Origin of the sequence: Sphingobacterium paucimobilis HER1398 (assembly GCF_000416985.1) — a bacterium.
GTDB lineage: Bacteria > Bacteroidota > Bacteroidia > Sphingobacteriales > Sphingobacteriaceae > Sphingobacterium > Sphingobacterium paucimobilis.
The window spans coordinates 141903-163784 of record NZ_ATDL01000004.1 but is presented as its reverse complement, the minus strand read 5'-3'; the positions used below and the strand labels follow the sequence as shown (position 1 = coordinate 163784).

The 21882-nt window shown below is 40.8% G+C and carries 23 protein-coding genes; 15 read left to right on the top strand and 8 right to left on the bottom strand.

All coding sequences use genetic code 11. The features are described 5' to 3' along the window. Positions 1-17: 17 nt before the first annotated feature. Complete coding sequence (locus M472_RS26250) at positions 18-200, top strand: hypothetical protein (protein WP_021068808.1); 183 nt, start codon at positions 18-20, stop codon at positions 198-200. An 82-nt stretch (positions 201-282) separates the two neighbouring features. On the opposite strand, the gene M472_RS26245 is transcribed toward M472_RS26250, so the two are convergent. Beyond that, positions 283-1068 (bottom strand): GLPGLI family protein, encoded by a 786-nt coding sequence (locus M472_RS26245; protein ID WP_158499866.1) that lies wholly within the window; start codon positions 1066-1068, stop codon positions 283-285. Positions 1069-1076: 8 nt separating this feature from the next. Then, positions 1077-3782 carry an outer membrane beta-barrel protein gene (locus M472_RS26240; RefSeq protein WP_022829255.1) on the bottom strand — a complete coding sequence of 902 codons (2706 nt, stop codon included), beginning with the start codon at positions 3780-3782 and terminating at the stop codon, positions 1077-1079. Between the two features lie 185 nt (positions 3783-3967). On the opposite strand from M472_RS26240, the gene M472_RS26235 reads away from it, so the two are divergent. The 14 genes from M472_RS26235 (at position 3968) to M472_RS26170 (ending at position 16775) form a co-directional block, all read left to right on the top strand. Then, a complete protein-coding gene (locus M472_RS26235) occupies positions 3968-5338 on the top strand; it encodes a dipeptidase (protein ID WP_021068805.1) in 1371 nt (456 codons plus the stop codon). 51 nt (positions 5339-5389) lie between these two features. Beyond that, on the top strand, positions 5390-6277 hold the full coding sequence (locus tag M472_RS26230) for a LysR family transcriptional regulator (RefSeq protein WP_021068804.1): 888 nt from the start codon (positions 5390-5392) through the stop codon (positions 6275-6277). A 100-nt stretch (positions 6278-6377) separates the two neighbouring features. After that, positions 6378-7355: a c-type cytochrome gene (locus M472_RS26225; RefSeq protein WP_021068803.1), complete on the top strand. Its 978-nt coding sequence runs from the start codon at positions 6378-6380 to the stop codon at positions 7353-7355. Positions 7356-7372: 17 nt separating this feature from the next. Beyond that, on the top strand, positions 7373-7849 hold the full coding sequence (locus M472_RS26220) for a DsrE family protein (RefSeq protein ID WP_021068802.1): 477 nt from the start codon (positions 7373-7375) through the stop codon (positions 7847-7849). A gap of 23 nt (positions 7850-7872) precedes the next feature. Then, positions 7873-8784 (top strand): substrate-binding domain-containing protein, encoded by a 912-nt coding sequence (locus M472_RS26215; protein WP_021068801.1) that lies wholly within the window; start codon positions 7873-7875, stop codon positions 8782-8784. A 138-nt stretch (positions 8785-8922) separates the two neighbouring features. Further along, complete coding sequence (locus M472_RS26210) at positions 8923-9621, top strand: lysophospholipid acyltransferase family protein (protein WP_235049481.1); 699 nt, start codon at positions 8923-8925, stop codon at positions 9619-9621. 122 nt (positions 9622-9743) lie between these two features. Beyond that, positions 9744-9965, top strand: a complete 222-nt coding sequence (locus tag M472_RS26205) for a DUF2795 domain-containing protein (RefSeq protein WP_002996718.1) — start codon at positions 9744-9746, stop codon at positions 9963-9965. A 105-nt stretch (positions 9966-10070) separates the two neighbouring features. After that, positions 10071-10526: a hypothetical protein gene (locus M472_RS26200; RefSeq protein ID WP_021068799.1), complete on the top strand. Its 456-nt coding sequence runs from the start codon at positions 10071-10073 to the stop codon at positions 10524-10526. 234 nt (positions 10527-10760) lie between these two features. After that, positions 10761-11750 (top strand): anthranilate phosphoribosyltransferase, encoded by a 990-nt coding sequence (gene trpD, locus M472_RS26195; protein WP_031301324.1) that lies wholly within the window; start codon positions 10761-10763, stop codon positions 11748-11750. 110 nt (positions 11751-11860) lie between these two features. Then, entirely contained in the window at positions 11861-12505 is a 645-nt protein-coding gene (locus tag M472_RS26190) for a phosphoribosylanthranilate isomerase (RefSeq protein ID WP_022829254.1), read from the top strand. After that, positions 12480-13664 carry a tryptophan synthase subunit beta gene (gene trpB / locus M472_RS26185; RefSeq protein ID WP_021068796.1) on the top strand — a complete coding sequence of 395 codons (1185 nt, stop codon included), beginning with the start codon at positions 12480-12482 and terminating at the stop codon, positions 13662-13664. The genes M472_RS26190 and trpB overlap by 26 nt, the downstream gene beginning before the upstream one ends. Before the next feature lie 93 nt (positions 13665-13757). After that, positions 13758-14510 carry a tryptophan synthase subunit alpha gene (gene trpA, locus M472_RS26180; RefSeq protein ID WP_021068795.1) on the top strand — a complete coding sequence of 251 codons (753 nt, stop codon included), beginning with the start codon at positions 13758-13760 and terminating at the stop codon, positions 14508-14510. 100 nt (positions 14511-14610) lie between these two features. Further along, the gene (gene asnS / locus M472_RS26175) at positions 14611-16056 is read left to right on the top strand and encodes an asparagine--tRNA ligase (protein ID WP_031301323.1); all 1446 of its coding nucleotides are present in this window, start codon (positions 14611-14613) and stop codon (positions 16054-16056) included. 98 nt (positions 16057-16154) lie between these two features. After that, positions 16155-16775 (top strand): L-threonylcarbamoyladenylate synthase, encoded by a 621-nt coding sequence (locus M472_RS26170; protein ID WP_021068793.1) that lies wholly within the window; start codon positions 16155-16157, stop codon positions 16773-16775. 35 nt (positions 16776-16810) lie between these two features. Here M472_RS26170 and M472_RS26165 read toward each other — a convergent pair whose 3' ends face one another. The 6 genes from M472_RS26165 to tilS form a co-directional block, all read right to left on the bottom strand. Further along, a complete protein-coding gene (locus M472_RS26165) occupies positions 16811-17722 on the bottom strand; it encodes an EamA family transporter (RefSeq protein WP_021068792.1) in 912 nt (303 codons plus the stop codon). Between the two features lie 114 nt (positions 17723-17836). Continuing rightward, positions 17837-18151 (bottom strand): DUF721 domain-containing protein, encoded by a 315-nt coding sequence (locus M472_RS26160; RefSeq protein ID WP_021068791.1) that lies wholly within the window; start codon positions 18149-18151, stop codon positions 17837-17839. Continuing rightward, on the bottom strand, positions 18144-19247 hold the full coding sequence (recF, locus tag M472_RS26155) for a DNA replication/repair protein RecF (protein WP_021068790.1): 1104 nt from the start codon (positions 19245-19247) through the stop codon (positions 18144-18146). The genes M472_RS26160 and recF overlap by 8 nt, the downstream gene beginning before the upstream one ends. Continuing rightward, the gene (locus M472_RS26150; protein WP_021068789.1) at positions 19248-19589 is read right to left on the bottom strand and encodes a DUF4834 family protein; all 342 of its coding nucleotides are present in this window, start codon (positions 19587-19589) and stop codon (positions 19248-19250) included. It abuts the gene before it with no gap. Positions 19590-19766: 177 nt separating this feature from the next. Next, positions 19767-20252 carry a hypothetical protein gene (locus tag M472_RS26145; protein ID WP_021068788.1) on the bottom strand — a complete coding sequence of 162 codons (486 nt, stop codon included), beginning with the start codon at positions 20250-20252 and terminating at the stop codon, positions 19767-19769. Beyond that, positions 20239-21579 carry a tRNA lysidine(34) synthetase TilS gene (gene tilS, locus M472_RS26140; RefSeq protein ID WP_021068787.1) on the bottom strand — a complete coding sequence of 447 codons (1341 nt, stop codon included), beginning with the start codon at positions 21577-21579 and terminating at the stop codon, positions 20239-20241. The genes M472_RS26145 and tilS overlap by 14 nt, the downstream gene beginning before the upstream one ends. Positions 21580-21882: the final 303 nt, after the last annotated feature.

The following is a 21882-nucleotide window of genomic DNA, read 5'->3' as shown; positions in this document are numbered from 1 at the left end:
AAATTATATTAATTAAAATGGAAAACTACACTAAATTAAAAGAACTAGTTGCTTCAATCGAAGCTGATGCTGAAAAATTCTTCAACAATGGTAACTCTGCAGCAGGTACTCGCGTACGTAAAGGATTGCAAGATATCAAAACTTTAGCTCAAGACATCCGTAACGAAGTTACTGCAAAGAAAAACGACGGAAAAAAATAATCTATACCAGATTATACAATAAAAAATCCCGTTCTGAATTGCTCAGAGCGGGATTTTTTATTTTTGAGAACTTGTCCACCAGCTACATCAGTGCCAACTTGATGACATAATCTACCGTCGCTTTATTTAGAAAGCTACCGAAAGTATCGGTCATCATTTTAGCGATTTCAGCTCTATTCATCCGCTTTGCCTTTGCATTATTAAACAGCTTCTTATCTAACACTAAATTATCCGTAACGTCTACTTTAGTCGCAAAGTAAGAGACATGTTGGCTGGGCACTACCAAACCTAAGATCAGCCCTGGTAGACCGCTAATAGATTCTGGCCCCCCATTTGTCAAAAGCTCATTGCTATAATAACCGATCACATACGTCGAATCGGGCGTAAAACCATTGGCACGTCGGCAGTTATACCCAGCGATCTCACGATACTCATCCGTAATCTTCCAATCAATCGTCTTGACCGTATCTTCTACAATTATTTTTTGACCGATGATATCATTATAACGCTTGTATTCTTTAGTCTTTAAATCAGACAATGTAGTTGCATCAAAGTCTAAAGCCAGCATCATAATAAACTGTTTGATTTCCGCATCTAGATCCTGTTTAACAGGTTCGAATAATGTCTCATCCCCATTAAATTTCAAGGTCTTTTTCAACACGAGATTCTCAGGTGCACTGGGTATCATCGACTCGAACTGAGCTCTAGAACGATCATCCGATTTCTCTAGGTACTGCTTACGCATGATGTTCTTAATGTACATGGTTTTATCATAAGTCACCACTCCTGATTTCCCAAACATGGCAAACTGCGCTGTCGCTGTATGCCCCAATACAAAAAGGGCCAACAGCATCATTATATTCTTCATAGTCATCATTATTTCACAAACATTTTATTAAAATCCCAAGATAACTTCAACATGTAGTACCGTCTTATTGTATCAAAGCGTCTTTGTGTAAACACAGAGTTTGATTGGGTTCTAGAATATCCTAAGTTCTGATTAAACACGTCATTGATTGTAAAATCCAACATAAGGGACTCATTCTTAAAGAACTTCTTACTGACTCCTGGGTGCACCAAAAACCTTTCCAACTTCTGGTCAAACGCATCCGTAGGCGCTTCGTACGAATAGTCATAATTAGTATATATTTTGAATGAGCTTGACAAGAAATACTCAATACCTCCAGATACACCAAACACAAAACCGCTATTATCCCGTTCAGGACTCAAATTGGACGTCATCTGCCTATACTGAGGACTTAATTTCGTCACAAAATTCAAGCCTGTCTTTGTCTCCCTTTTTATCTCATAGCTCAGCGTATAGTTCTGCGATTTCACCAGATTCGCTTCACTATTAAAGAAGTTATTATTTCTATTGACTCCCAAAACTAAGCTAACTGAATTCTCCAACATCAATGACTTGTTCAGTCTAAAGTGATAGCCACCATACATCGATGCAGAAAAATCCTGCTTACCATTCATATTATCCCAACGGTAATAATTGACACCATTATTGGTCGTGATATTCTGTGTGATGGGGTCTTTCGTCAACGTAACTGTACCGCCCAAATACCTGAATTGATTTGACAATAGATTAAAACTATGATAAAATCCTTCAAATGTATTCGTAAAAGCCGGATTCAAGTCCTCGTTACCATTATAGATGTTCAACTGGTCCGAGTTATTCATAATCGGCTGTATCTGATTGAGAGATGGCAGTTGGTTTTGTCCTGAATACGACAATCGTAATGCTTTGGCCACAGAGAATTTATAGGTCGTTGTCAATCTAGGGTTATAGGTAAAGAAATTCCTATTCAGCGACCTATTGTCATAATTATTGATTTGTTTCAATCGGTCATCATTAAACGTATTGGTAAGGTTGGCTTCCCACTTCTCTCCCTGGTAAGCCACAGAGACATCGTAATTATTACTCAATCTATTAAAGTCATAACTACTACTATACTTCGGATCCAGAACATCATATTTCCCACTAGTCCCCTTGTTAAGAGACTCCAATAGCGAAGCATTCTTCACGCTGACGATACCATAAGCCACCGATAGATTCAATTCTGATGTAAGAGGCTCTGTATAGGTAACCCTCCCCTCTACTTTATTTAAATCCTGTTTCGTGTTTTTGAATTGGTCTGTAGTCGGCAGTTTCCCTCCAGGCTCCTTACTCAATTCTGAAAATAAGGTACCTGTTCCAACAGTTTCACTCTTACTACCTACTGCATTCAAAGAGAACACCCGTCCTTTTTTCAAGAACTTCTTAGTATATAATACATCAAAGTCATAAGTGTTGACTTTATTGTCTATATCTTCTTCACTATAGTTCTTCGTAACAGTGTCCGCATAGTTTTTAGAATTCGTGATTGTATTACTCCACAACTTCTTCCGGCTAGCCGATCCCGTAATTAATATCTCGTTCAGTGAATCGATCTTTGTTTCCAACCGTAAGTTGACACGATGTTGATCATTGTCCGTATCGACTTTCTTCGTAGTCTCACTATTGATGATACCGGACATTATCGTATTTTCCTCTCCATCCGCGGCAATCTTTCCATACTTATAGTTTAGATTCAGACGGTATCTATCGCCCTTCCATCTATCCGTAAAGTTCACTCCTGTATTTATCACACGTGGTATCCCGGTCACTCCCTCTCCAGAAAATGGATCATTCACTTTCATCACTCCGCCTTCAAAAGAAGCATCGACCTCTACCCCAAACTTCTGTGCATCTTCCCAATTCATCGTGGTGGTCCCATTGTTTCCCAGCAAACCATACACCGATATTTTTTGAGGACCTTTGAATTTATTGAACATCAGTTGCCCCATATAGTACTTATCCGTACCGCCACCGGCTAAGGCCTTTCCAAAGAAGCCATTTTTGGCACCGTCTTTCAGTTTTACATTGATAGTCTGCTCGCGCACTCCATCATCTACACCAGTGCGCTCGGTCCGATCAGATTTTTTCTCGTAGACCTGCACTTTGTCCACCATATCCGAACGGAGATTGCGGGTTACCAGTGTCGGATCATTACCAAAAAACTCCTCTCCATCCACGAGAACCTTTTTGACCGTCTTACCCTGGGCTGTAATCTTGCCCGAAGCGTCGACTGTAATACCAGGCAGTGCCTTAAAAAGGTCTTCTACTTTCGCATTTGCCTCCATCTTAAACTGGGATGCATCGTATTCTGTCGTATCCCCTTTGATCGTTATAGCGGCTCTTCGCTTTACTACAACCTCTTCAATCAGGTGAGCAACACTTGTCAACCCCAACTCACCGAGGTTCGAACTTGTGGTTCCACCCGTTACCGTCTCATAGAAATCGGCATACTTTGGATAGGAAACAATAACCAGGTACGAACCACTCTCGGGTCTTTTCAACTGAAACTTACCCCCAAGATCCGCCCGTCCATAGTCGACCAATGTGGAATCTTGCGTTTTCAGCAACATAACAGTTGCATTCTGCAGGCTTTTCTTATCTGTCGCATCGACGACCTTACCTGTAACTACATTTTGGGAATATCCTTTAAAATACAACCCGGACATGAACATAAAACAAAGAAGTATACCTCTCATAAAAGGATCTAATAAAACTAAGTATCAACTATTTTTCAGTATTAGTTGTACAAAAATGGTAAATGTTACACTTTCTTCACTAAAAAGACAGAAAAGTCACCTTTTTATTACCGTTTAAAGAGCCTTCCAAAAAAGCAGGAATACCGTTTCAAAATACTTACCTTTGTAGTAAATCATTTTTTGACATGCAAAACATCAAAGATTATGTAGAAGCTAATAAAGAACGCTTCTTAAACGAACTATTTGAATTATTGCGCTTTCCTTCCGTCAGTGCTGATCCTCAGTACAAAGAAGGCGTATTAAATACGGCTGAATTCGTAGCAAAAAAACTTCAGGATGCAGGCGCTGATAAGGTAGAAATATGCCCTACAGCTGGGTATCCGATTGTATATGGAGAGAAAATATTCGATCCTTCATTACCGACCGTATTAGTATATGGTCACTATGACGTACAACCTGCTGATCCTTTAGAGCTTTGGGATACTCCTCCATTCGAACCTACAGTCCGTGATGGAAAAATCTATGCCCGTGGTGCGGCAGATGACAAAGGTCAGTTCTACATGCACGTAAAGGCATTTGAATACATGATGGAAAACAATCAATTAGCTTGTAACATCAAGTTTATGATTGAAGGTGAAGAAGAAGTAGGTTCTGAGAACCTAGGTATCTTCGTTGCAGCTAACAAAGAGCGTTTAAAAGCAGACGTTATTGTTATATCCGACACCTCTATGATTAGCCTAGAAAACCCATCGATAGAGACAGGCTTACGTGGTCTTTCTTACGTTGAGGTCGAAGTAACTGGACCAAACCGTGACTTACACTCAGGAGTATACGGTGGAGCAGTAGCTAACCCAGCTACTATTTTATCCAAAATGATTGCTTCTCTACACGATGAGAACAACCATATCACTATTCCTGGTTTTTACGATGATGTCTTAGAATTGACAGCAGAAGAGCGTAAAGCATTGAACGAAGCACCGTTTGACGTTGAGGAATACAAAACAGACCTAGGCGTGAGCGAATTGTGGGGAGAGAATGGCTATACTGCTATCGAGCATACAGGTATCCGTCCTACACTTGAAGTAAACGGTATCTGGGGTGGTTACATTGGCGAAGGTGCAAAAACAGTATTACCTTCTAAAGCCTATGCTAAAATCTCGATGCGTTTGGTTCCTAACCAAAACTCAGATAGAGTTACCAAGCTATTCAAAGACCACTTTGAAGCTATCGCTCCAAAATCTGTAAAAGTTGAGGTAAAACCACATCACGGTGGCGAGCCTGTAGTAACTCCAACAGATAGCATCGCTTATAAAGCTGCTGAAAAAGCATTAGAAGTAACATTCAACAAAAAACCTATTCCTACGCGCGGTGGTGGTTCGATTCCAATCGTTGCTCTTTTCGAAAAAGAATTAGGTATCAAGACAGTATTGTTAGGATTCGGATTAGACAGTGACAACTTACACTCTCCAAACGAAAAATACGGTATCGAAAACTACTTAAAAGGTATCGAAACAATTCCTTTGTTTCACAAATATTACGCTGAATTAAGTAAGTAATTCGGTATAAAAAAATAAAAGGGTTATTTTTAACGAAATAACCCTTTTTCTATGGATTTTGATTTTCGACTTAAGGTTTTCCACACTGCAGCTCAGCAACTCAATTTTACAAAGACCGCTGCTGTCCTTTACATCTCACAACCCGCAGTCAGTAAGAATATCTTAGAGTTAGAAAAGAAAATGGGCGTTTCCCTTTTTGAACGCAAAGGCAATAACCTCATACTGACCCAAGCAGGAGAAATCCTATTCCGCTACGCGGGACAGATTATACAGCTCTACAATAAAGCCGACCAAGAGATTTTTGACCTCCAATCCGATATGAAAGGACATCTGACCTTGGGTGCCAGTACGACCATTTCACAATATATCATTCCATCATTACTGGCTAAGTTTTTAAACGAGCATCCCAATAGCCATATTGAGGTCTCCCAATATAATAGCCGGGCGATCGAAGAGCTCTTGATCGAAAAGAAAATCGACCTGGGTGTTACCGAAGGAGCAACAGACAATCGAGCTCTTAAATATATCCCCTTTATGAAAGATGAGATTGTACTCGTTACCAACAGCCAGAATACGTTCTTAAAACAACTCAAAAAACCAGATGTATTAGACCTCTACAAGATGCCATTGGTCGTACGCGAACTCGGATCAGGCACACGCTCCATCATCGAAAATAAAGTGCGATGCTTAGGTATTGATTTTTCGAAGTTAAATATCGAAATGGTCTTAGCATCAACCGAGAGTATCAAACGCTATATCCAAGAGCGAGATTGCTTTGCCTTCCTCTCGATTCATTCGATACAAAAAGAAATATTAGAAAACAAGCTCACTATTCTTGACCTGCCCGACTTGCAGATCGAACGATATTTTTATTTCACCCATGTCTATGGCGGACTGACCGGTATTCCGAATCAGTTTTTACAGTTCTGTATCAGGTAATTAACTTTCGTAAATAACTTTTGGTTATACCTCATAATATTTCCTTTCTTTTTGAACAATTTGAAAGAAAGTTTATTTGTAGAAATAACTATTCTGAAAGATGGAGTACAAAAGATTAACCAATTATGTAAAAGCACTCGGTGGTATTGCCTTATTATCATTAGTAATGTGTGTATGTCTCTTTCTCTTTGCTTACGAACAGGGAAGAGGTAATATCGCTTCTGCGAAAGAAGTCTTAGATGACAGCACTATCGTTCATGTGGCGGACTATGTTCCTATCACTTTTAAAGATGATGCTGAGGGCAAGCTCGCAGCCTACGGCGAAAAACTAATAAAAAACACCTATGATTATTTTTATGAAGACGGCAAAAAGATAGGCAATAACTTAGCTTGCAGCAATTGTCACCTTAATGGCGGAACAAAAGCTTTTGCGGCTCCTTATGTAGGACTGCACCAAGTCTTCCCAATATATATCGGACGTGAGGACAAAGTAGAATCGTTGGAAGAGCGGATTAATGGTTGTTTTGAACGGAGTATGAATGGCAGAGCTATTGCTGAAAACAGCAATGAAATGCGAGCCATCATCACTTATATCAAACAAGTAAGCCAGCGTACACACAATGACAAGCGTCTAGACGGTCAGGGATTCGTAAAGATAGAAATCCCGGATCGTGCAGCAGATTTAAAACACGGTCAGGTTATCTATGCCAACCAATGCTCAAGCTGCCATGGCGAACAAGGTCAGGGCCAGAAGAATCCAAATGCAGGAGGTTACCTATACCCACCGCTTTGGGGGGCTGACAGCTACAATGACGGAGCTGGTATGGCCCGCATGCTGACTGCCGCTCGCTTTATCAAAGGGAACATGCCACTAGGTGCGACCTATGACGAACCTCTGTTGAGTGACGAAGAAGCGTATGATGTCGCTGCCTACATCAATTCCTTTGACAGACCTAAAAAGGCAAACAAGGAAAAAGACTATCCTAATTTGGCAAAAAAACCTAAAGACTGTGCATATCCTCCTTATGCGGATGATATCAGCGCAGAACAACACAAATACGGACCATTTAATTTTTAATAACAAATTATATACATATGAACAATAGCATTATTACCACCTGCCTAATCCTATTTACAATAGCATTCCAAGGACAGAGCTTCGCTCAGGACAGTGACCTTCTCACCAAGAACAAATCATTCCAAGGAGCAGTTGCAAAAAAGAAAAGCTATAAAGCCATCTACCAACTCGACAGTGATGATCCAAAAACCATTGCCAAGGCATTCCGAAATATCAACAATGCCCTAAAAGACCCACGTCTGCAAGGTAAACTCGAAATTGAACTGATTGCATTCTCGGGAGGAACAGAAGCATTCAAAAAATCAAACAGCCAATATGAAGAAGCGCTGAAAGGTCTCATTGAAAAGGGCGTGCATGTCGTACAGTGCCTTAATACCCTTGAAGAGCGAAAAATAGCCAAAAGTGAACTTTATGATTTTCTCGCCTACGTGCCGAGTGGCAACGGCGAGCTTATCTTACGCGCTAGCGAAGGTTGGATTATTGTAAAACCATAACGACACCCCATATACATTCAGATATGAATTTTAGAAACATACTACTAGGTTTATTCTTACTGGTTTCGACCTTAGGAAAGGCCCAAGACCATAGATTTGATCCACCATGGAACACTCCTCCAGCATCTGCAGTACACTTTACTGTACCTGGTATCAATAATGTACCGGACCTTTATGGAGATATCGTAGATCCACAACTCACCATATTTTTCGCAGGCAATCAATTTATGGTCGTAGACGACTTATTAGCTGCATTTAAGAAAGAATATCCCCAGTACCAACGTATATTCGTAGAGACATTACCTCCAGGAATATTGGCCAAACAGATACAAGGTGGTTCCTTGACTTTAGGCAATCTTCGTATCACGCACCAGCCTGACGTATACACCGCTGGCAAAAGAACGATTACCGAAATGAAAGATTACTTCAGTCATACCCAGATCTATTGTTACAACAACATCTGCTTGATGGTTCCTGAAGGAAATCCAGCCAAGATAACTTCGCTCAACGACCTGGCACAAGAAGATGTACGTATCGCTATGCCCAACCCATTATGGGAAGGTATTGGAGAACAGATACAAGCATCCTACAAAAAAGCGGGCGGAGAAGCTCTTGTCAACAAAATCATGAAAGATAAAGTGGAGAAAGGCACTACCTATCTAACAAAAATACACCATCGAGAAAGCCCTATGCGCATCCTATATGGCGATGCCGATGTGGCTCCCGTATGGAGTTCCGAAGTCGTATATCAAAAAATAAAGGGACATCCTGTCGATGTCGTCGAGATCCCTGATGAGCTCAACTCTACAGCTACTTACATGGCGACCAAACTCAAAACAGCCCCCCATCCAAAAGCTGCAGATGACTTCCTTAAGTTTATGGAGACGAGTACAGCCCAACAAATTTATCAGAAATACGGTTTCAGTATAAAATAAAACTTTCAAGAAAGGATACCTAGGTATCCTTTTTTCTTTTTAAATTCGATTTTCATTAATGTAAATCGTATGGTGCAAATCCTAAAAAAGCTGCATAGACTCTGGTATTTCCTCTGTCTACTTATCTTTTTCATTTTATTGTTTCCACTATTATACCTTTTGACTCGGAACCCCGAAAAGAATTATGCCGCTATCGTACGGGTAAGACGTATTATAGCCCTACTCGCCACAACATGTTCAGGTATATTTTTCAAAGTCGAGTTTGAATCTGAAATAGATTGGTCAATGCCCTACATCATCTGTCCTAACCATACTTCTATTTTAGATATCACTGCTATTATCTTCATGTGTCCACAACCGTTTTCTTTTATGGGCAAAGTCGAGTTATTACGTAATCCAGTCACACGAATTTTCTTCAAGACGATCGATATTGCCGTGGATCGAAAAAGCAAAATATCTGCATTCAGAGCGTTCAAAAAAGCAGACAGTCTCGTCAAAGAAGGCAAATCGATGGTCATATTTCCCGAAGGAAAAATTGACGACGAATATCCTCCAAGACTTCATGAATTCAAATCAGGATCATTCAAACTTGCTATTGACAACCAGATACAGATACTTCCAGTCGTTATACAAAACGCATGGCAGATTCTATGGGACGGCGGTGAAAAATTTGGCTCTCGCCCCGGTACCATTCAGATAAAAGTACTCACACCTATCAGTACACAACTGATGACTACACAACAATCCGACGAAATACAAACCTTGGTCTACCATCGGATGCAGTCTTACTGGACCCTAGGGAAAAGTCTACAAAATGTAAAAAACATGGAAGCCTAAAAACATATAAACCTCAAAAACAGAGCTATAAAAAAGAAAAACCTATTTAATACATAATTAACTTGCTTATATAAAATATAATACTATTTTTGCGAAAAAAGTAGAACTTAAATTGTAATACTATGTATTGGACTCTAGAATTAGCATCACACTTAGAAGATGCGCCATGGCCTGCGACTAAAGATGAATTAATTGATTACGCAATTCGTTCTGGTGCTCCAGTAGAAGTAATCGAAAATCTTCAAGCTTTGGAAGACGATGGCGAACCTTATGAAAACATTGAAGAGATTTGGCCGGACTATCCTACAAAAGACGATTTCTTTTTCAATGAAGACGAGTATTAATCCATCATAAAAATCGCACTTTTCTAAGTGCGATTTTTATTTTGTTCCTTTGGAAACACAACCAACCTTTCCTATGGGTTGATCGTCATTAAAAATTAAATAAAGATGAAAGTATTAATTAGTTTCTTATTGCTTATTCTATCCACTAGCTTACGCGCTCAGGAGTCCATCCCTAAAGATTATAATAAGGATATTAGGTACATTCAATCTTTTATCGCTGATCTTGCTGATGAAAACAAAGCTATCGATATCATATTAAGCCAATACCTTATTGTCGAAAATCCTTCCGACGAAATTTACGATTATCTCGAAGTATCCTTACAGGAGGTACGAATAAATCTTATGGCTAAAAATCTAAAAGAAATAGAGTATATTCCCTATAACAAAATGCCAAAGAAAGAAATTCGCGATATTGATCCCGAAGATCTAGATACCGACAACATGTACTTTTTACAATATAGAAAAAGACAGATGCTCGCTGTATACTTAGAGAACGACAAAGTAGGCTCTCTCACCTTAGTTTCCAAAGGAAACAACCTAGCACATTTTGTACTTTATTAAAAAAATCGAAAAAAACTTGACATTTTTAAAAACTTATTTGATATTTGTTACCAACGACTAAGTAATGAACAATTTTGTAATCAATAACGCATGGTGGTGGCACGACAGTTAATGTTGTGGCAGACGTCTATTGCTTGAAATTGATACAATCAAAGAATAGTGGGCTTGCCATATCGGCAAGCCTTTTTTTTGCTCTTTTTTGAACAACAATCATTGACCTTTTACCATAAAAAAATGAAAGAAATACTAAGACATCTATTTGAGTACAAGTCATTCAGCCGACAGGAGGCCTATGATATCCTGACTCATATCGCAACAGGAAAATACGACAGTCATCAAATTGCCGCTTTTATGACAACCTATGGCATGCGCAGTATTCGTGTTGAAGAACTTACAGGTTTCCGGGATGCTATGTATGATCTATGTCTAAAAGTTGATTTTCAGGGCTATGACCTTATCGACATGTGCGGTACGGGTGGCGACGGCAAGAATACGTTCAACATCTCCACCTTAGCTTCTTTTGTCGTTGCCGGAGCAGGATACCACGTAGCAAAACACGGCAATGTAGGTGTGTCTTCGGGCTGCGGTTCATCCAATGTGATGGAATACCTGGGATATCAATTCACCAATGATATGGACAGCTTGAAGCGCCAATTGGATGAAGCGAATATCTGCTTTCTCCATGCTCCTCTCTTCCATCCAGCGATGAAAACGGTAGCTCCCATCCGAAAAGCACTGGGCGTCAAAACATTTTTCAACATGCTCGGCCCATTGACCAATCCCGCCAATCCGACCTATCAATCCGTAGGGGTTTTCAGTCTCGAATTAGCAAGGCTATACAACTATCTCTGCCAGAACACGGACAAACAGTATAGCATCATACATGCATTGGATGGATATGACGAGATATCTCTTACAGGAGATTTTAAGCTTATAAACAACGCTGGGGAAAGCTACTATACAGTCGAAGAATTGGGTTTTGAGCCTGTGACATCCGACGAACTGGCAGGTGGTGACACCGTTGAGGAAGCGGCCAACATTTTCAATAACATTATTCAGGGAAAAGGTACCAATTCACAAAACAATGTCGTATTGACCAATGCTGCTTTTGCGATAAAGACCTTCCATCCCGAAAGAAGTTTTGGAGACTGCTATTACGAGGCAGAGGCCTCACTTTTGGGATTAAAAGCATTGGATAGTCTGAAGAAATTAGTAAGGAGTTAACAAGTGAATGAGTTAGCCAGTGAACAAGTTATCAAGTTAACAAGACACTAGATCACTCGATAACAGGATCACACGATAACAAGATAACTCAATAACCTCATAACTAAAAAATGAATAACAAGATCAAAATAAAGGTTTGCGGCATGCGAGATGTGGACAACATACGACAACTCCTACAGCTTCCTATTGACTATATTGGGTTTATTTTTTATCCAAAATCCCCACGCTTTGTACAGGACCAAGCCCCGTCAATTAACGCTGCTGACATTAAAAAAGTTGGAGTATTTGTCAATTCTACGTTTTCTGAAATCATGGACAAAGTTCATACTCACCAGGTGGACGCAGTCCAATTACATGGTGATGAAACACCGCAACTCTGCGAATCTTTAAAAAATCAAAAGCTGGAGATCATCAAAGCTTTTGGAATCGACAGCACATTTGACTGGTTGACGCTAGAAAGCTACCTTGAACACATCGATTATTTCCTCTTCGATACCAAAAGCACGCAATACGGCGGAACCGGAAAAGCCTTTAGCTGGTCGGCATTGACAGAATATCCCTATAACAAACCTTATTTTCTCAGCGGAGGCTTAGGGCCGGACAATCTCCAAGATGCGTTTAGCATCAACGATAACAGGCTGTACGCAGTAGATTTAAACTCCAGGTTCGAACGACAACCCGGAATCAAGAATATTGAAACATTAACACAAGCATTATCAATCATACGAAATGAGCAAATACCAAGTAAACAATAAAGGCTATTATGGCCCCTTCGGTGGTGCCTACATTCCAGAGATGCTGTATCCTAACGTTGAACAGTTGGAACAGCAATACCTTACGATCTTAAATGATCCTTCATTCAAAGAAGAGTTCGAGCAGTTGCTCAAGGATTATGTAGGTCGCCCCTCCCCCCTATATCATGCCAAGCGTCTATCCGAGCGCTATGGAGCCAAGATATTCTTAAAAAGAGAAGATCTTAACCACACTGGGGCACATAAGATCAATAATACCATTGGGCAGATCCTATTGGCCGAGCGCCTAGGAAAAAAAAGAATCATAGCAGAGACCGGGGCAGGGCAGCATGGAGTTGCTACTGCCACAGTTTGCGCACTAAAAGGGTTAGAATGTGTGGTCTACATGGGCGAGATTGATATTGCCCGTCAAGCTCCAAATGTCGCCCGTATGAAAATGATGGGAGCCAAAGTAGTGCCTGCAACCTCGGGCAGCAAGACACTCAAAGACGCGACGAATGAAGCACTCCGTGACTGGATCAACAATCCTGTAGACACCCACTATATTATAGGCTCCGTAGTAGGTCCTCACCCCTACCCCGATATGGTAGCCCGCTTCCAATCGATTATATCTGCCGAGACAAAAAAACAACTGTTGGAAAAGACAGGAAAGTCAACCCCAGATATCGCCATGGCCTGTGTAGGTGGCGGCTCCAATGCAGCAGGTATGTTCTATAACTTTGTCGATGATGAAGATGTCCGTCTTATCGCAGTAGAAGCTGCTGGCCTCGGTGTCGATTCAGGAGAGACTGCCGCGACCACCGTGCTGGGCAAAGAGGGCGTATTGCACGGTAGCCGCTCTATCTTGATGCAGACCGACGATGGCCAAGTCGTCGAACCCTATTCTATATCCGCAGGACTAGATTACCCTGGTATTGGTCCCCAACACGCTTGGTTGTTCCAATCCGGCCGTGGAGAATATGTCTCTGCAACCGATGATGAAGCGATGCAGGCAGGATTACTTCTTACACAATTGGAAGGAATCATTCCTGCCATTGAGAGTTCCCATGCACTAGCCCACCTTGAAAAAATGAAATTCAAAGGAGACGAAGTAGTCGTCATCTGTCTATCGGGACGCGGAGACAAAGACCTGGACAATTATATGAAGTATTTTAACTTGTAGTATTCGTTATCAAGTGAACAAATTATCGAGTTAACAAGTCGTGAAGACTTCTCGATAACAAGATCACTCGACAACATGTTAACAAACCATAACATGCAACTCAATAAACACGCCAACGGACTGTTGTCCATATATTTTACTGCGGGCTATCCTACATTGGACAGTACCGTCACCATTGCCAAAGCGTTGGAAGAAGCCGGTGCTGATTTCTTGGAGATAGGATTCCCCTATTCTGACCCTGTGGCAGACGGTCCTACCATACAACACAGCTCCGAAGAAGCGCTCAAGAATGGAATGACGCTCCATGTCCTTTTTGAGCAGCTGAAAGACCTACGCAAACATGTTACTATTCCTGTATTTCTGATGGGATATGTCAATCCTGTCATCCGATTCGGCGTAGAGAATTTTTGTAAGGCCTGTAAGGAAGTGGGTGTTAACGGGACAATTATCCCAGATCTCCCCATGTACGAGTATGAAGAACTCTATCAGCATATCTTCGAAGAGAATGGCATCAGCAATATTTTCTTAGTCACTCCACAGACTTCAGAAGAGCGTATACGAAAAATAGACAAACTATCAACGAGCTTTATCTATTTACTTTCGTCCAATGCCATCACAGGCACAAATCTCGAAGTAAAAGATCAAGCCGAGAGCTATTTCAAACGGATAAAAGACATGGACTTAGACAGCCCTTTTATCATTGGTTTTGGCATATCTGATCAAGCGACATTTCGCAAAGCCACCGCCTATGCCAATGGAGCTATCGTAGGCACCGCTTTTGTCAAACTGCTGAGTCAGGAAGATTATTTAAAAAAAATCCCTGAATTCATACAAAAGCTACGCTAGCGATACTTAGAATCATTAACATTTTGCGCTTTTATTATCAATTAGCCAATAATATAGCGTATTTTTGTAGTTGAAAAAAGAAAATATTTCTATTAAAAAAATGGAACACACACGAATTAAAGAATTATTACAATCGGAAGATTTTGGAAAAGAAGTTATTGTCAAAGGTTGGGTTAGAACATTTCGTAATAACCAGTTTATAGCACTTAATGACGGTTCTTCTATCAATAATATTCAAGCCGTAGTTGATTTTGAAAACACGCCTGATTCGATTCTAAAAAGAATCACTACCGGTGCTGCAGTTCGTGTAAAAGGTAATTTGATCGAATCGCAAGGAAAAGGGCAGCGTGTCGAAGTCAAAGCCACTGAGGTCTCCATTATTGGTGATTCAGATCCAGAGAAGTACCCACTACAACCCAAGAAGCACAGCTTAGAGTTTTTGCGTGAAATTGCACACTTACGTGTACGTACAGGAACTTTCAATGCTATATTTAAGGTAAGAAACGCCTTATCATTTGCTATACACAAATTCTTCCAGGAACGTGATTTTGTATACTTTCATTCTCCAATCATTACGGGTTCGGATGCAGAAGGAGCAGGTGAAATGTTCAGAGTAACAACGTTAGACCCGATAAACCCACCGTTGACGGAAGATGGAAAGGTCGATTTCAAAGAAGATTTCTTCGGCAAATCCACCAACCTGACCGTATCAGGTCAATTGGAAGGCGAGCTTGCAGCATTAGCTTTCAGCAACATCTATACTTTTGGTCCTACTTTCCGTGCCGAAAACTCCAACACCACCCGTCACTTGGCAGAGTTTTGGATGATCGAACCGGAGATGGCCTTCTACGAGTTAGAAGACAACATGGATCTCGCAGAAGACTTGTTGAAGTATGTCATTAAATATGCCTTAGAGCAATGTCCTGAAGAAATCGAATTCTTGAAAAACAGATTGTTGGAAGAAGAGAAATCAAAACCACAAGCTGAACGTTCAGAGCTTAACTTGGTGGAAAAACTAAACTTCGTATTAGAAAACAACTTCGAGCGCCTAACCTATACAGAGGCTATCGAGATCTTATTACGCAGCAAGCCCAATCAAAAGAAACAGTTCAAATACCTTATCGAAGGATGGGGTGCAGACTTACAGTCCGAGCATGAACGTTATTTGGTAGAGAAACACTTCAAAAAACCGGTAATCCTTACGGACTACCCTAGAGAGATTAAGTCTTTCTATATGAAACAGAACCAACCTGATGCACAAGGCCGTCATACCGTACGCGCTATGGATATTCTGTTCCCAGGCATCGGAGAGATGGTAGGTGGGTCCCAACGAGAAGAAAACTTAGAAAAACTTCTGACACGTATGGCCGAAGTTGGTATCGAAGCAGAAGAGATGGAATGGTTCTTAGATACACGTCGTTTCGGTTCTGTACCGCATTCCGGATTCGGCGTTGGCTTTGAGCGCCTGGTATTGTTTGCAACAGGAATGACCAATATCAGAGATGTAATCCCTTTCCCACGCACACCGAAAAACGCAGAGTTTTAACATAAAAAAACAGCAGCCAAAACAAATCATTTTGGCTGTTGTTCTTTTAAATAAGAGGGAGTCATTTACATACACTGGATTAAACAATAACAAGCCACATGCTATTAAAAATATATAACGACAAGCCAAACGAAAAATACATCGACCAAGCAGTCGACATCCTACGCAAAGGAGGAGTTATCATCTACCCTACAGATACGGTGTATGGCATAGGCTGCGACATCACCAATCAAAAAGCGATTGAACGTGTATGTCAGATACGCGGACTAAAAACAGACAAAGCCAACCTCTCCTTTATCTGTTATGACCTTACCGATATCGCACAGTACACCAAACCATTTGACACCACCGTATTTCGAGTCTTGAAAAAAGCACTACCTGGTCCTTTTACTTTCATTTTCAACGCTAGTGGTCAGGTTCCCAAACTGCTAAGTTCAAAAAAGAAAACGGTAGGTATCCGTGTTCCAGACAACAATATCGTTCGAGAGATTGTCAAACAATTAGGCAACCCTATTGTAACAGCCTCGATCCATGACGAGGATGATATCATCGAATACTCTACTGACCCCGAGCTTATCTATGAGAAATATCAAGAACTCGTCGACCTGGTTATTGACGGAGGTTATGGTGATAATGTGGCATCTACCGTTGTCGACGTTACGGAAGGAGAATTTGAAGTTATACGTGAAGGCAAAGGAGATTTAGAGCAATACCTATAGCTTGGGCGCTAGGAACATCAACTGAGCCTCGATATTCATGCCGTTAGAGCCTCTTCTTTCTTCCATGTCCGCACAGATCGGATATATGCGATATTAAAGATAGCGACAGCCATAAAAATCAACGCATATGCAATAATCTGTACCCCATTAATAGCTTCATTAAAATAAAAAACAGCCAATAGAAAAGCTATAGTAGGATTGATATAAAGCAATATCCCCACGACCGAAGAGTCCAGTCCCTTTAAGGCATACATGTTTAAAAATAACGGAATAATCGTAAACAGCACTGCAATCAACAATACGTATACATAGAAATCAGTTCCATGCACCGTACCTTGAGGCAAGATATACAAGAGAGGGGTTAAAAGAACCGTACAGATAATAATATGCAGATTTAAAGTAAAAAATTTATCCAATCGATTGTTGCCTTTTTGAAGCACCAGATAAGTAGCATATGAAAATGCAATGACAAGACTATATATCATATCCATAAAATGCCCATAGGCCAACATGAAGCAAGCCAGAACACTAAGCCCTACCGCCAGCCATTGCCCCCGATTCAGCCTTTCTTTCAAAAACACACTGGCGAGTACAGTAGTAATAATCGGACATATCAGATAGGCGAGTGAAGTTGCATTGACACTGACATTATTCATGACGTAGATAAACAAAAACCAGTTTAACGCCAACATCATTGCGCTACACAGCGCATGCAAGAATACATTTCTTCTGTCCCGACTGGACATATTCCGAATCAACTTTATATTGGCCTTGGTCACGGCAGGCCTGACAAGAAAACTAATCAACAAGATAGCACCAGAAGCAAACAAGACCCGATACAACAGAATATCCAAAGAAGCATAAGCACCCAATGGTCGCAATACCAAGCTGAATGTTCCCCAGACAATAAATGAAAATAGAGCCGCAGCGTAATATTTGACTTGCATTTTAGGTTGTAATTGAGTTATCGTGTGACCTTGTTATCGTGTGATCTTGTTAACTCGTTCACTTGCGCAGTGAAACGAAGTCCCGATATCATCGGGAATAACTTCTTAACTTCATCACAGAATAACGAGTTCTTCGACCAGAACCTGTCCCGCATGTTCGTTGACACGCCCGATAACCTGACGTCGCATTAGAGTCAACTCGTGCTTGACAACGGCAGACTCTACTTTAACATACAGTTTTTTATCTTTTACAAAAATCTTTAACGTTCGTTTTTCGATATAAGGACCTATAATCTCACCCCAAAAGGAAACCACAGAAGATTCATCAAATTTACGACGTAGACGATACACCTCCAACCACTTCTCCACCGCCTGCTTCATACTGATATCATCACGTGTGGGTATTTCATCAAACTTTTTCTTATACATGAACCTGACCTCCTTCAATATCAAAGATACGTATTGGTTGAGCGATTTCATCGAATATTTTACGAATTCTATCCGCATCCGTATCGGTTATGAATATCTGACCAAACTCCTCATTCGACACCATCTTCATCAGCTTCGTAGTCCGTCTGTCGTCCAACTTATCAAAGATATCATCCAGCAACAATAATGGTCTGAACTTCTTTTGTTCCTGTAAAAAACTGTATTGTGCAAGCTTAAGAGCAATAAGAAAAGACTTTTGTTGCCCCTGTGACCCAAACTTCTTAAGTGGCATCTCTCCATGTATCGTAAAGAGCAAATCATCCTTATGCACGCCCTGAGTCGTTCTTTCCAGCGCCCTATCTTTGTCTAAGCAACTATTAAGCAGTTCCAAAAAGTCATGATGATGCAGTGGCGACTCATATACTAAGGAGACCTCCTCGGCTTGGTCCGTAAGATAATTATAATGCCGTTGAAAAGACGGAGTAAACTCTTCCATAAAGCGTTTACGGCGTGCATAGATACGATCGCCGACATCTACCAGCTGCATATTCAGCACCTCCAATAAGCCCACATCAAACACACCACGTTCTTTGATACCTTTCAACAACATATTCCGTTGTAGAAGTACCTTATTATACAATATCAATGTATCTAAGTAACGATTATCCGTCTGCGATATCACATTATCAATAAATTTTCGACGTTCCTCACTGCCTTCCGTGATAATCTCACTATCATTAGGAGATATCATCACCAGTGGAAACTGGCCGATATGATCTGCCAATCTGGGATAATCCTTTTTGTTGCGCTTGAATTGCTTTTTCTGGTTACGTTTCAGACTACAGGAAATAGCATCTACCCGCTCTTCTCTTTCAAACTCCCCCTGCACCATAAACCACTCCTCCCCTTTCTTGATATGCTGCGAATCAATAGGATTGAAATAAGACTTGCATAAGGAGAGGTAATGGATAGCATCCAGCAGGTTGGTTTTTCCTGCACCATTTTCCCCTGTAAAGGCATTGACCTCCGGCAGGAAGGTCAATGTAGATTCGGTATAATTCTTAAAATTTAATAGCGATAGTTGCTTAAGCCACATTTACTTTACTTCTTCAAAATCGATAAACTCACCAGCTGTAGCTGTTCCCTTTCGTTTGGCTTCCTGCGCAGGGACATAATCCACCTTCACCTTACCTTCTTTTGTTTTCGTATTGTCCGATCGATAAGATTGTTGCTCATAGGCATTCCCAAAAGGGCTTCCACCGCCAAAGGGATTACCCGCGCCACCGTAGTTATATTGTCCTTGTGATTGCTGTTGTTGTGCTTTTTTCATCATGCGCTCCGTCAGCTTACGCATTGCGAATGGCAGAAGCAAACGCATCGAAAACTTAAACACATAATAAAACGCAACAACAAATAATATAAAATATAATAAACCCATTTTCTTCTAGTTCTAGTTATTCAAACCTACATAAATTTGTTCTTAAGCCCAAAAAGCTGCTTTCAGAACATATTTTAAGGTTCTACGCTTTCAATTATAACTTTTAATAGAGTAAATATATCAAATTCAACTCCACATAACGTCAAAGAAGTGTCAGACTGAAAACCTTAACATTTATTAAGATTCTTGCTTGGCCTTAGTAATCGCATTGTAAAGCTCCTCTTGCTTATACGTACCGATTATATATACCAATCCGTCCCTATCTGTCAGCCAAACCGCATCCTTGCCGCCTGCATAAAAACGAATCTTTCCATTCTTATGTAAGTTATAGACCGGGTTATTAAACACAAACTTGCTGTAAGGTTTCTTCTCAATTTTTACCAGTGAAGCCAGATCGATCTTAACCAGACTCGTCGTCCATAGGCCGCTCAGCGTTACATTATTCGGAGTGACCGCCGTTTTGTAATGTACCAGATACATCATGACAACAGATACCACGATGATACAACTACCTACAATAAAGAACAGCTGACTCGACACGAGATGATCCATATTTAAGTAATAAACAATAAAACAGAACAGGGCCAACACCATCCTGACACTAATCCAAGTCATATCCCTTCCAAGGTACTGACGCTCAACAAATAGATTATTTGTACTCATACTTACTAATATTGCAAACTAATTTAAGGACTTTTTGTGTATTTTCCGTTATCTTATATCGGTCGTCCAACTGATAAGTTGCAATCCAGAGCAATTCACCATTGCCATTCACCACAATCGGAATATTCTTTTTATCGAACAGATTGACTTTCTTTTGGATAAAGAAATCAGACACCTTTTTTGTCCCCGTCATCCCTAGGGGTTGAAACACATCACCTTCCTGCCAAGACCTCACCGTCAGTGGAAAAATCAGTTTATCGTAGTCCAAAAGTGCTACCGCTGGATTTCTTTCTATAGAAACCTCCGTCGAACAACTCGCCGCAAAAACATAATCACGCCACTCCATTTCACCATCACCACTTGCCAATTCAGACCATCCATCGGGCTTCTCCATTCTCCGAAGCCTAAGTGTCGTACGGTCCACCAGCAACTCGTAAGTCGATGATAAAAAGATCCGCCCGGATTCGGCATCCAACACGGCCAACATATCTTCAAGCACGGGTTTTGAAAAACCATAAGGTTCAAAAACATAATACAACAAACCTATACCCTGTGCTTTTATGGCTTCTTTGGAAATCTCCCATTGCTGCTCTCCAACTTGAACAAACAGCTCATCCCGTTTTTGAGCAACGAGCAAAGACAATACCCCTTGAGCATCTTGAAAACGCACGATATTATCCTCCATAATCGATACAAAATCAGGATTCAACTGTTCAAATTGAGGAATGATATCGAGACGTATCTTGTTGCGCGCATACTTATTTGAAAAGTTAGATGAATCATCTCTATACGGCACATCCAGCGACTCGACAACCACCTGGACTTCGGTCGCTGTCAAAAACAACAGCGGTCGTACAACATTCCCCCTTTTAGGCAGAATCCCCTGTAGACCCAGCAATCCCGTACCTCGAGACAGGTTCAACAGCACTGTTTCCACATGATCATTTTTATGTTGTGCCACCGCGATATAATCACAACCCACTTCTTGTCTCAACATCTCAAACCAATCGTAACGAAGCTCCCGAGCAGCCATCTGTATCGATATTTTGTGAGCATGAGCATAAGAAATGGTATCAAAGCGACGTATATGCAGAGGCACACCGAGCTGATCACAATAAGCACGAACGAGCTCCTCGTCTCCATCGGACTCCTCTCCTCTCAGCTCAAAATTACAATGTGCGGCCTCCACAGACACACCATACCGGGCCAATAAAGTCAACAACAAAATCGAGTCCTTACCTCCACTGACAGCTACAAGCAGTTTATCCTTTTTAGTAAACAGCTTATGATCTTCTATATACCGTTCAAAACGCAAATCGATATCCATAGTTCAAACCTAAATAAATTCATTTTCATATGCAATGGGGACATTTCACAAAGTAGACTTTGTCGTCAATGCGAGAGGTAAGTTTTTTAACAAACACAGAGGCGGTTGAATGACAGTCAACGTCACCCTGCTGTGTTCCGATTCATCAGTAAGCGGAATATAGTCGAGTCTATTGGGTCTATCAACTGCATAGGATTAATAAATAGCCTGTAGATCTCTCCGCTTCGGTCGAGAGGAGGTGATAGTTTAGATTTTATATAGTCCACCGTAGTTTTGCCACCCGCAATTTATTTAGCAAAAAAG

Coding starts and splice junctions, on each gene's coding strand:
- M472_RS26250 (WP_021068808.1), top strand. CDS start 18: ATGGAAAACTACACTAAATTAAAAGAACTAGTTGCTTCAATCGAAGCT.
- M472_RS26220 (WP_021068802.1), top strand. CDS start 7,373: ATGAACAATAGCATTATTACCACCTGCCTAATCCTATTTACAATAGCA.
- M472_RS26240 (WP_022829255.1), bottom strand. CDS start 3,782: ATGAGAGGTATACTTCTTTGTTTTATGTTCATGTCCGGGTTGTATTTT.
- M472_RS26235 (WP_021068805.1), top strand. CDS start 3,968: ATGCAAAACATCAAAGATTATGTAGAAGCTAATAAAGAACGCTTCTTA.
- trpB (WP_021068796.1), top strand. CDS start 12,480: ATGAGCAAATACCAAGTAAACAATAAAGGCTATTATGGCCCCTTCGGT.
- M472_RS26150 (WP_021068789.1), bottom strand. CDS start 19,589: ATGGGTTTATTATATTTTATATTATTTGTTGTTGCGTTTTATTATGTG.
- M472_RS26205 (WP_002996718.1), top strand. CDS start 9,744: ATGTATTGGACTCTAGAATTAGCATCACACTTAGAAGATGCGCCATGG.
- M472_RS26245 (WP_158499866.1), bottom strand. CDS start 1,068: ATGAAGAATATAATGATGCTGTTGGCCCTTTTTGTATTGGGGCATACA.
- M472_RS26200 (WP_021068799.1), top strand. CDS start 10,071: ATGAAAGTATTAATTAGTTTCTTATTGCTTATTCTATCCACTAGCTTA.
- M472_RS26170 (WP_021068793.1), top strand. CDS start 16,155: ATGCTATTAAAAATATATAACGACAAGCCAAACGAAAAATACATCGAC.
- asnS (WP_031301323.1), top strand. CDS start 14,611: ATGGAACACACACGAATTAAAGAATTATTACAATCGGAAGATTTTGGA.
- trpD (WP_031301324.1), top strand. CDS start 10,761: ATGAAAGAAATACTAAGACATCTATTTGAGTACAAGTCATTCAGCCGA.
- M472_RS26225 (WP_021068803.1), top strand. CDS start 6,378: ATGGAGTACAAAAGATTAACCAATTATGTAAAAGCACTCGGTGGTATT.
- tilS (WP_021068787.1), bottom strand. CDS start 21,579: ATGGATATCGATTTGCGTTTTGAACGGTATATAGAAGATCATAAGCTG.
- M472_RS26160 (WP_021068791.1), bottom strand. CDS start 18,151: ATGTATAAGAAAAAGTTTGATGAAATACCCACACGTGATGATATCAGT.
- M472_RS26230 (WP_021068804.1), top strand. CDS start 5,390: ATGGATTTTGATTTTCGACTTAAGGTTTTCCACACTGCAGCTCAGCAA.
- trpA (WP_021068795.1), top strand. CDS start 13,758: ATGCAACTCAATAAACACGCCAACGGACTGTTGTCCATATATTTTACT.
- recF (WP_021068790.1), bottom strand. CDS start 19,247: ATGTGGCTTAAGCAACTATCGCTATTAAATTTTAAGAATTATACCGAA.
- M472_RS26215 (WP_021068801.1), top strand. CDS start 7,873: ATGAATTTTAGAAACATACTACTAGGTTTATTCTTACTGGTTTCGACC.
- M472_RS26145 (WP_021068788.1), bottom strand. CDS start 20,252: ATGAGTACAAATAATCTATTTGTTGAGCGTCAGTACCTTGGAAGGGAT.
- M472_RS26190 (WP_022829254.1), top strand. CDS start 11,861: ATGAATAACAAGATCAAAATAAAGGTTTGCGGCATGCGAGATGTGGAC.
- M472_RS26165 (WP_021068792.1), bottom strand. CDS start 17,722: ATGCAAGTCAAATATTACGCTGCGGCTCTATTTTCATTTATTGTCTGG.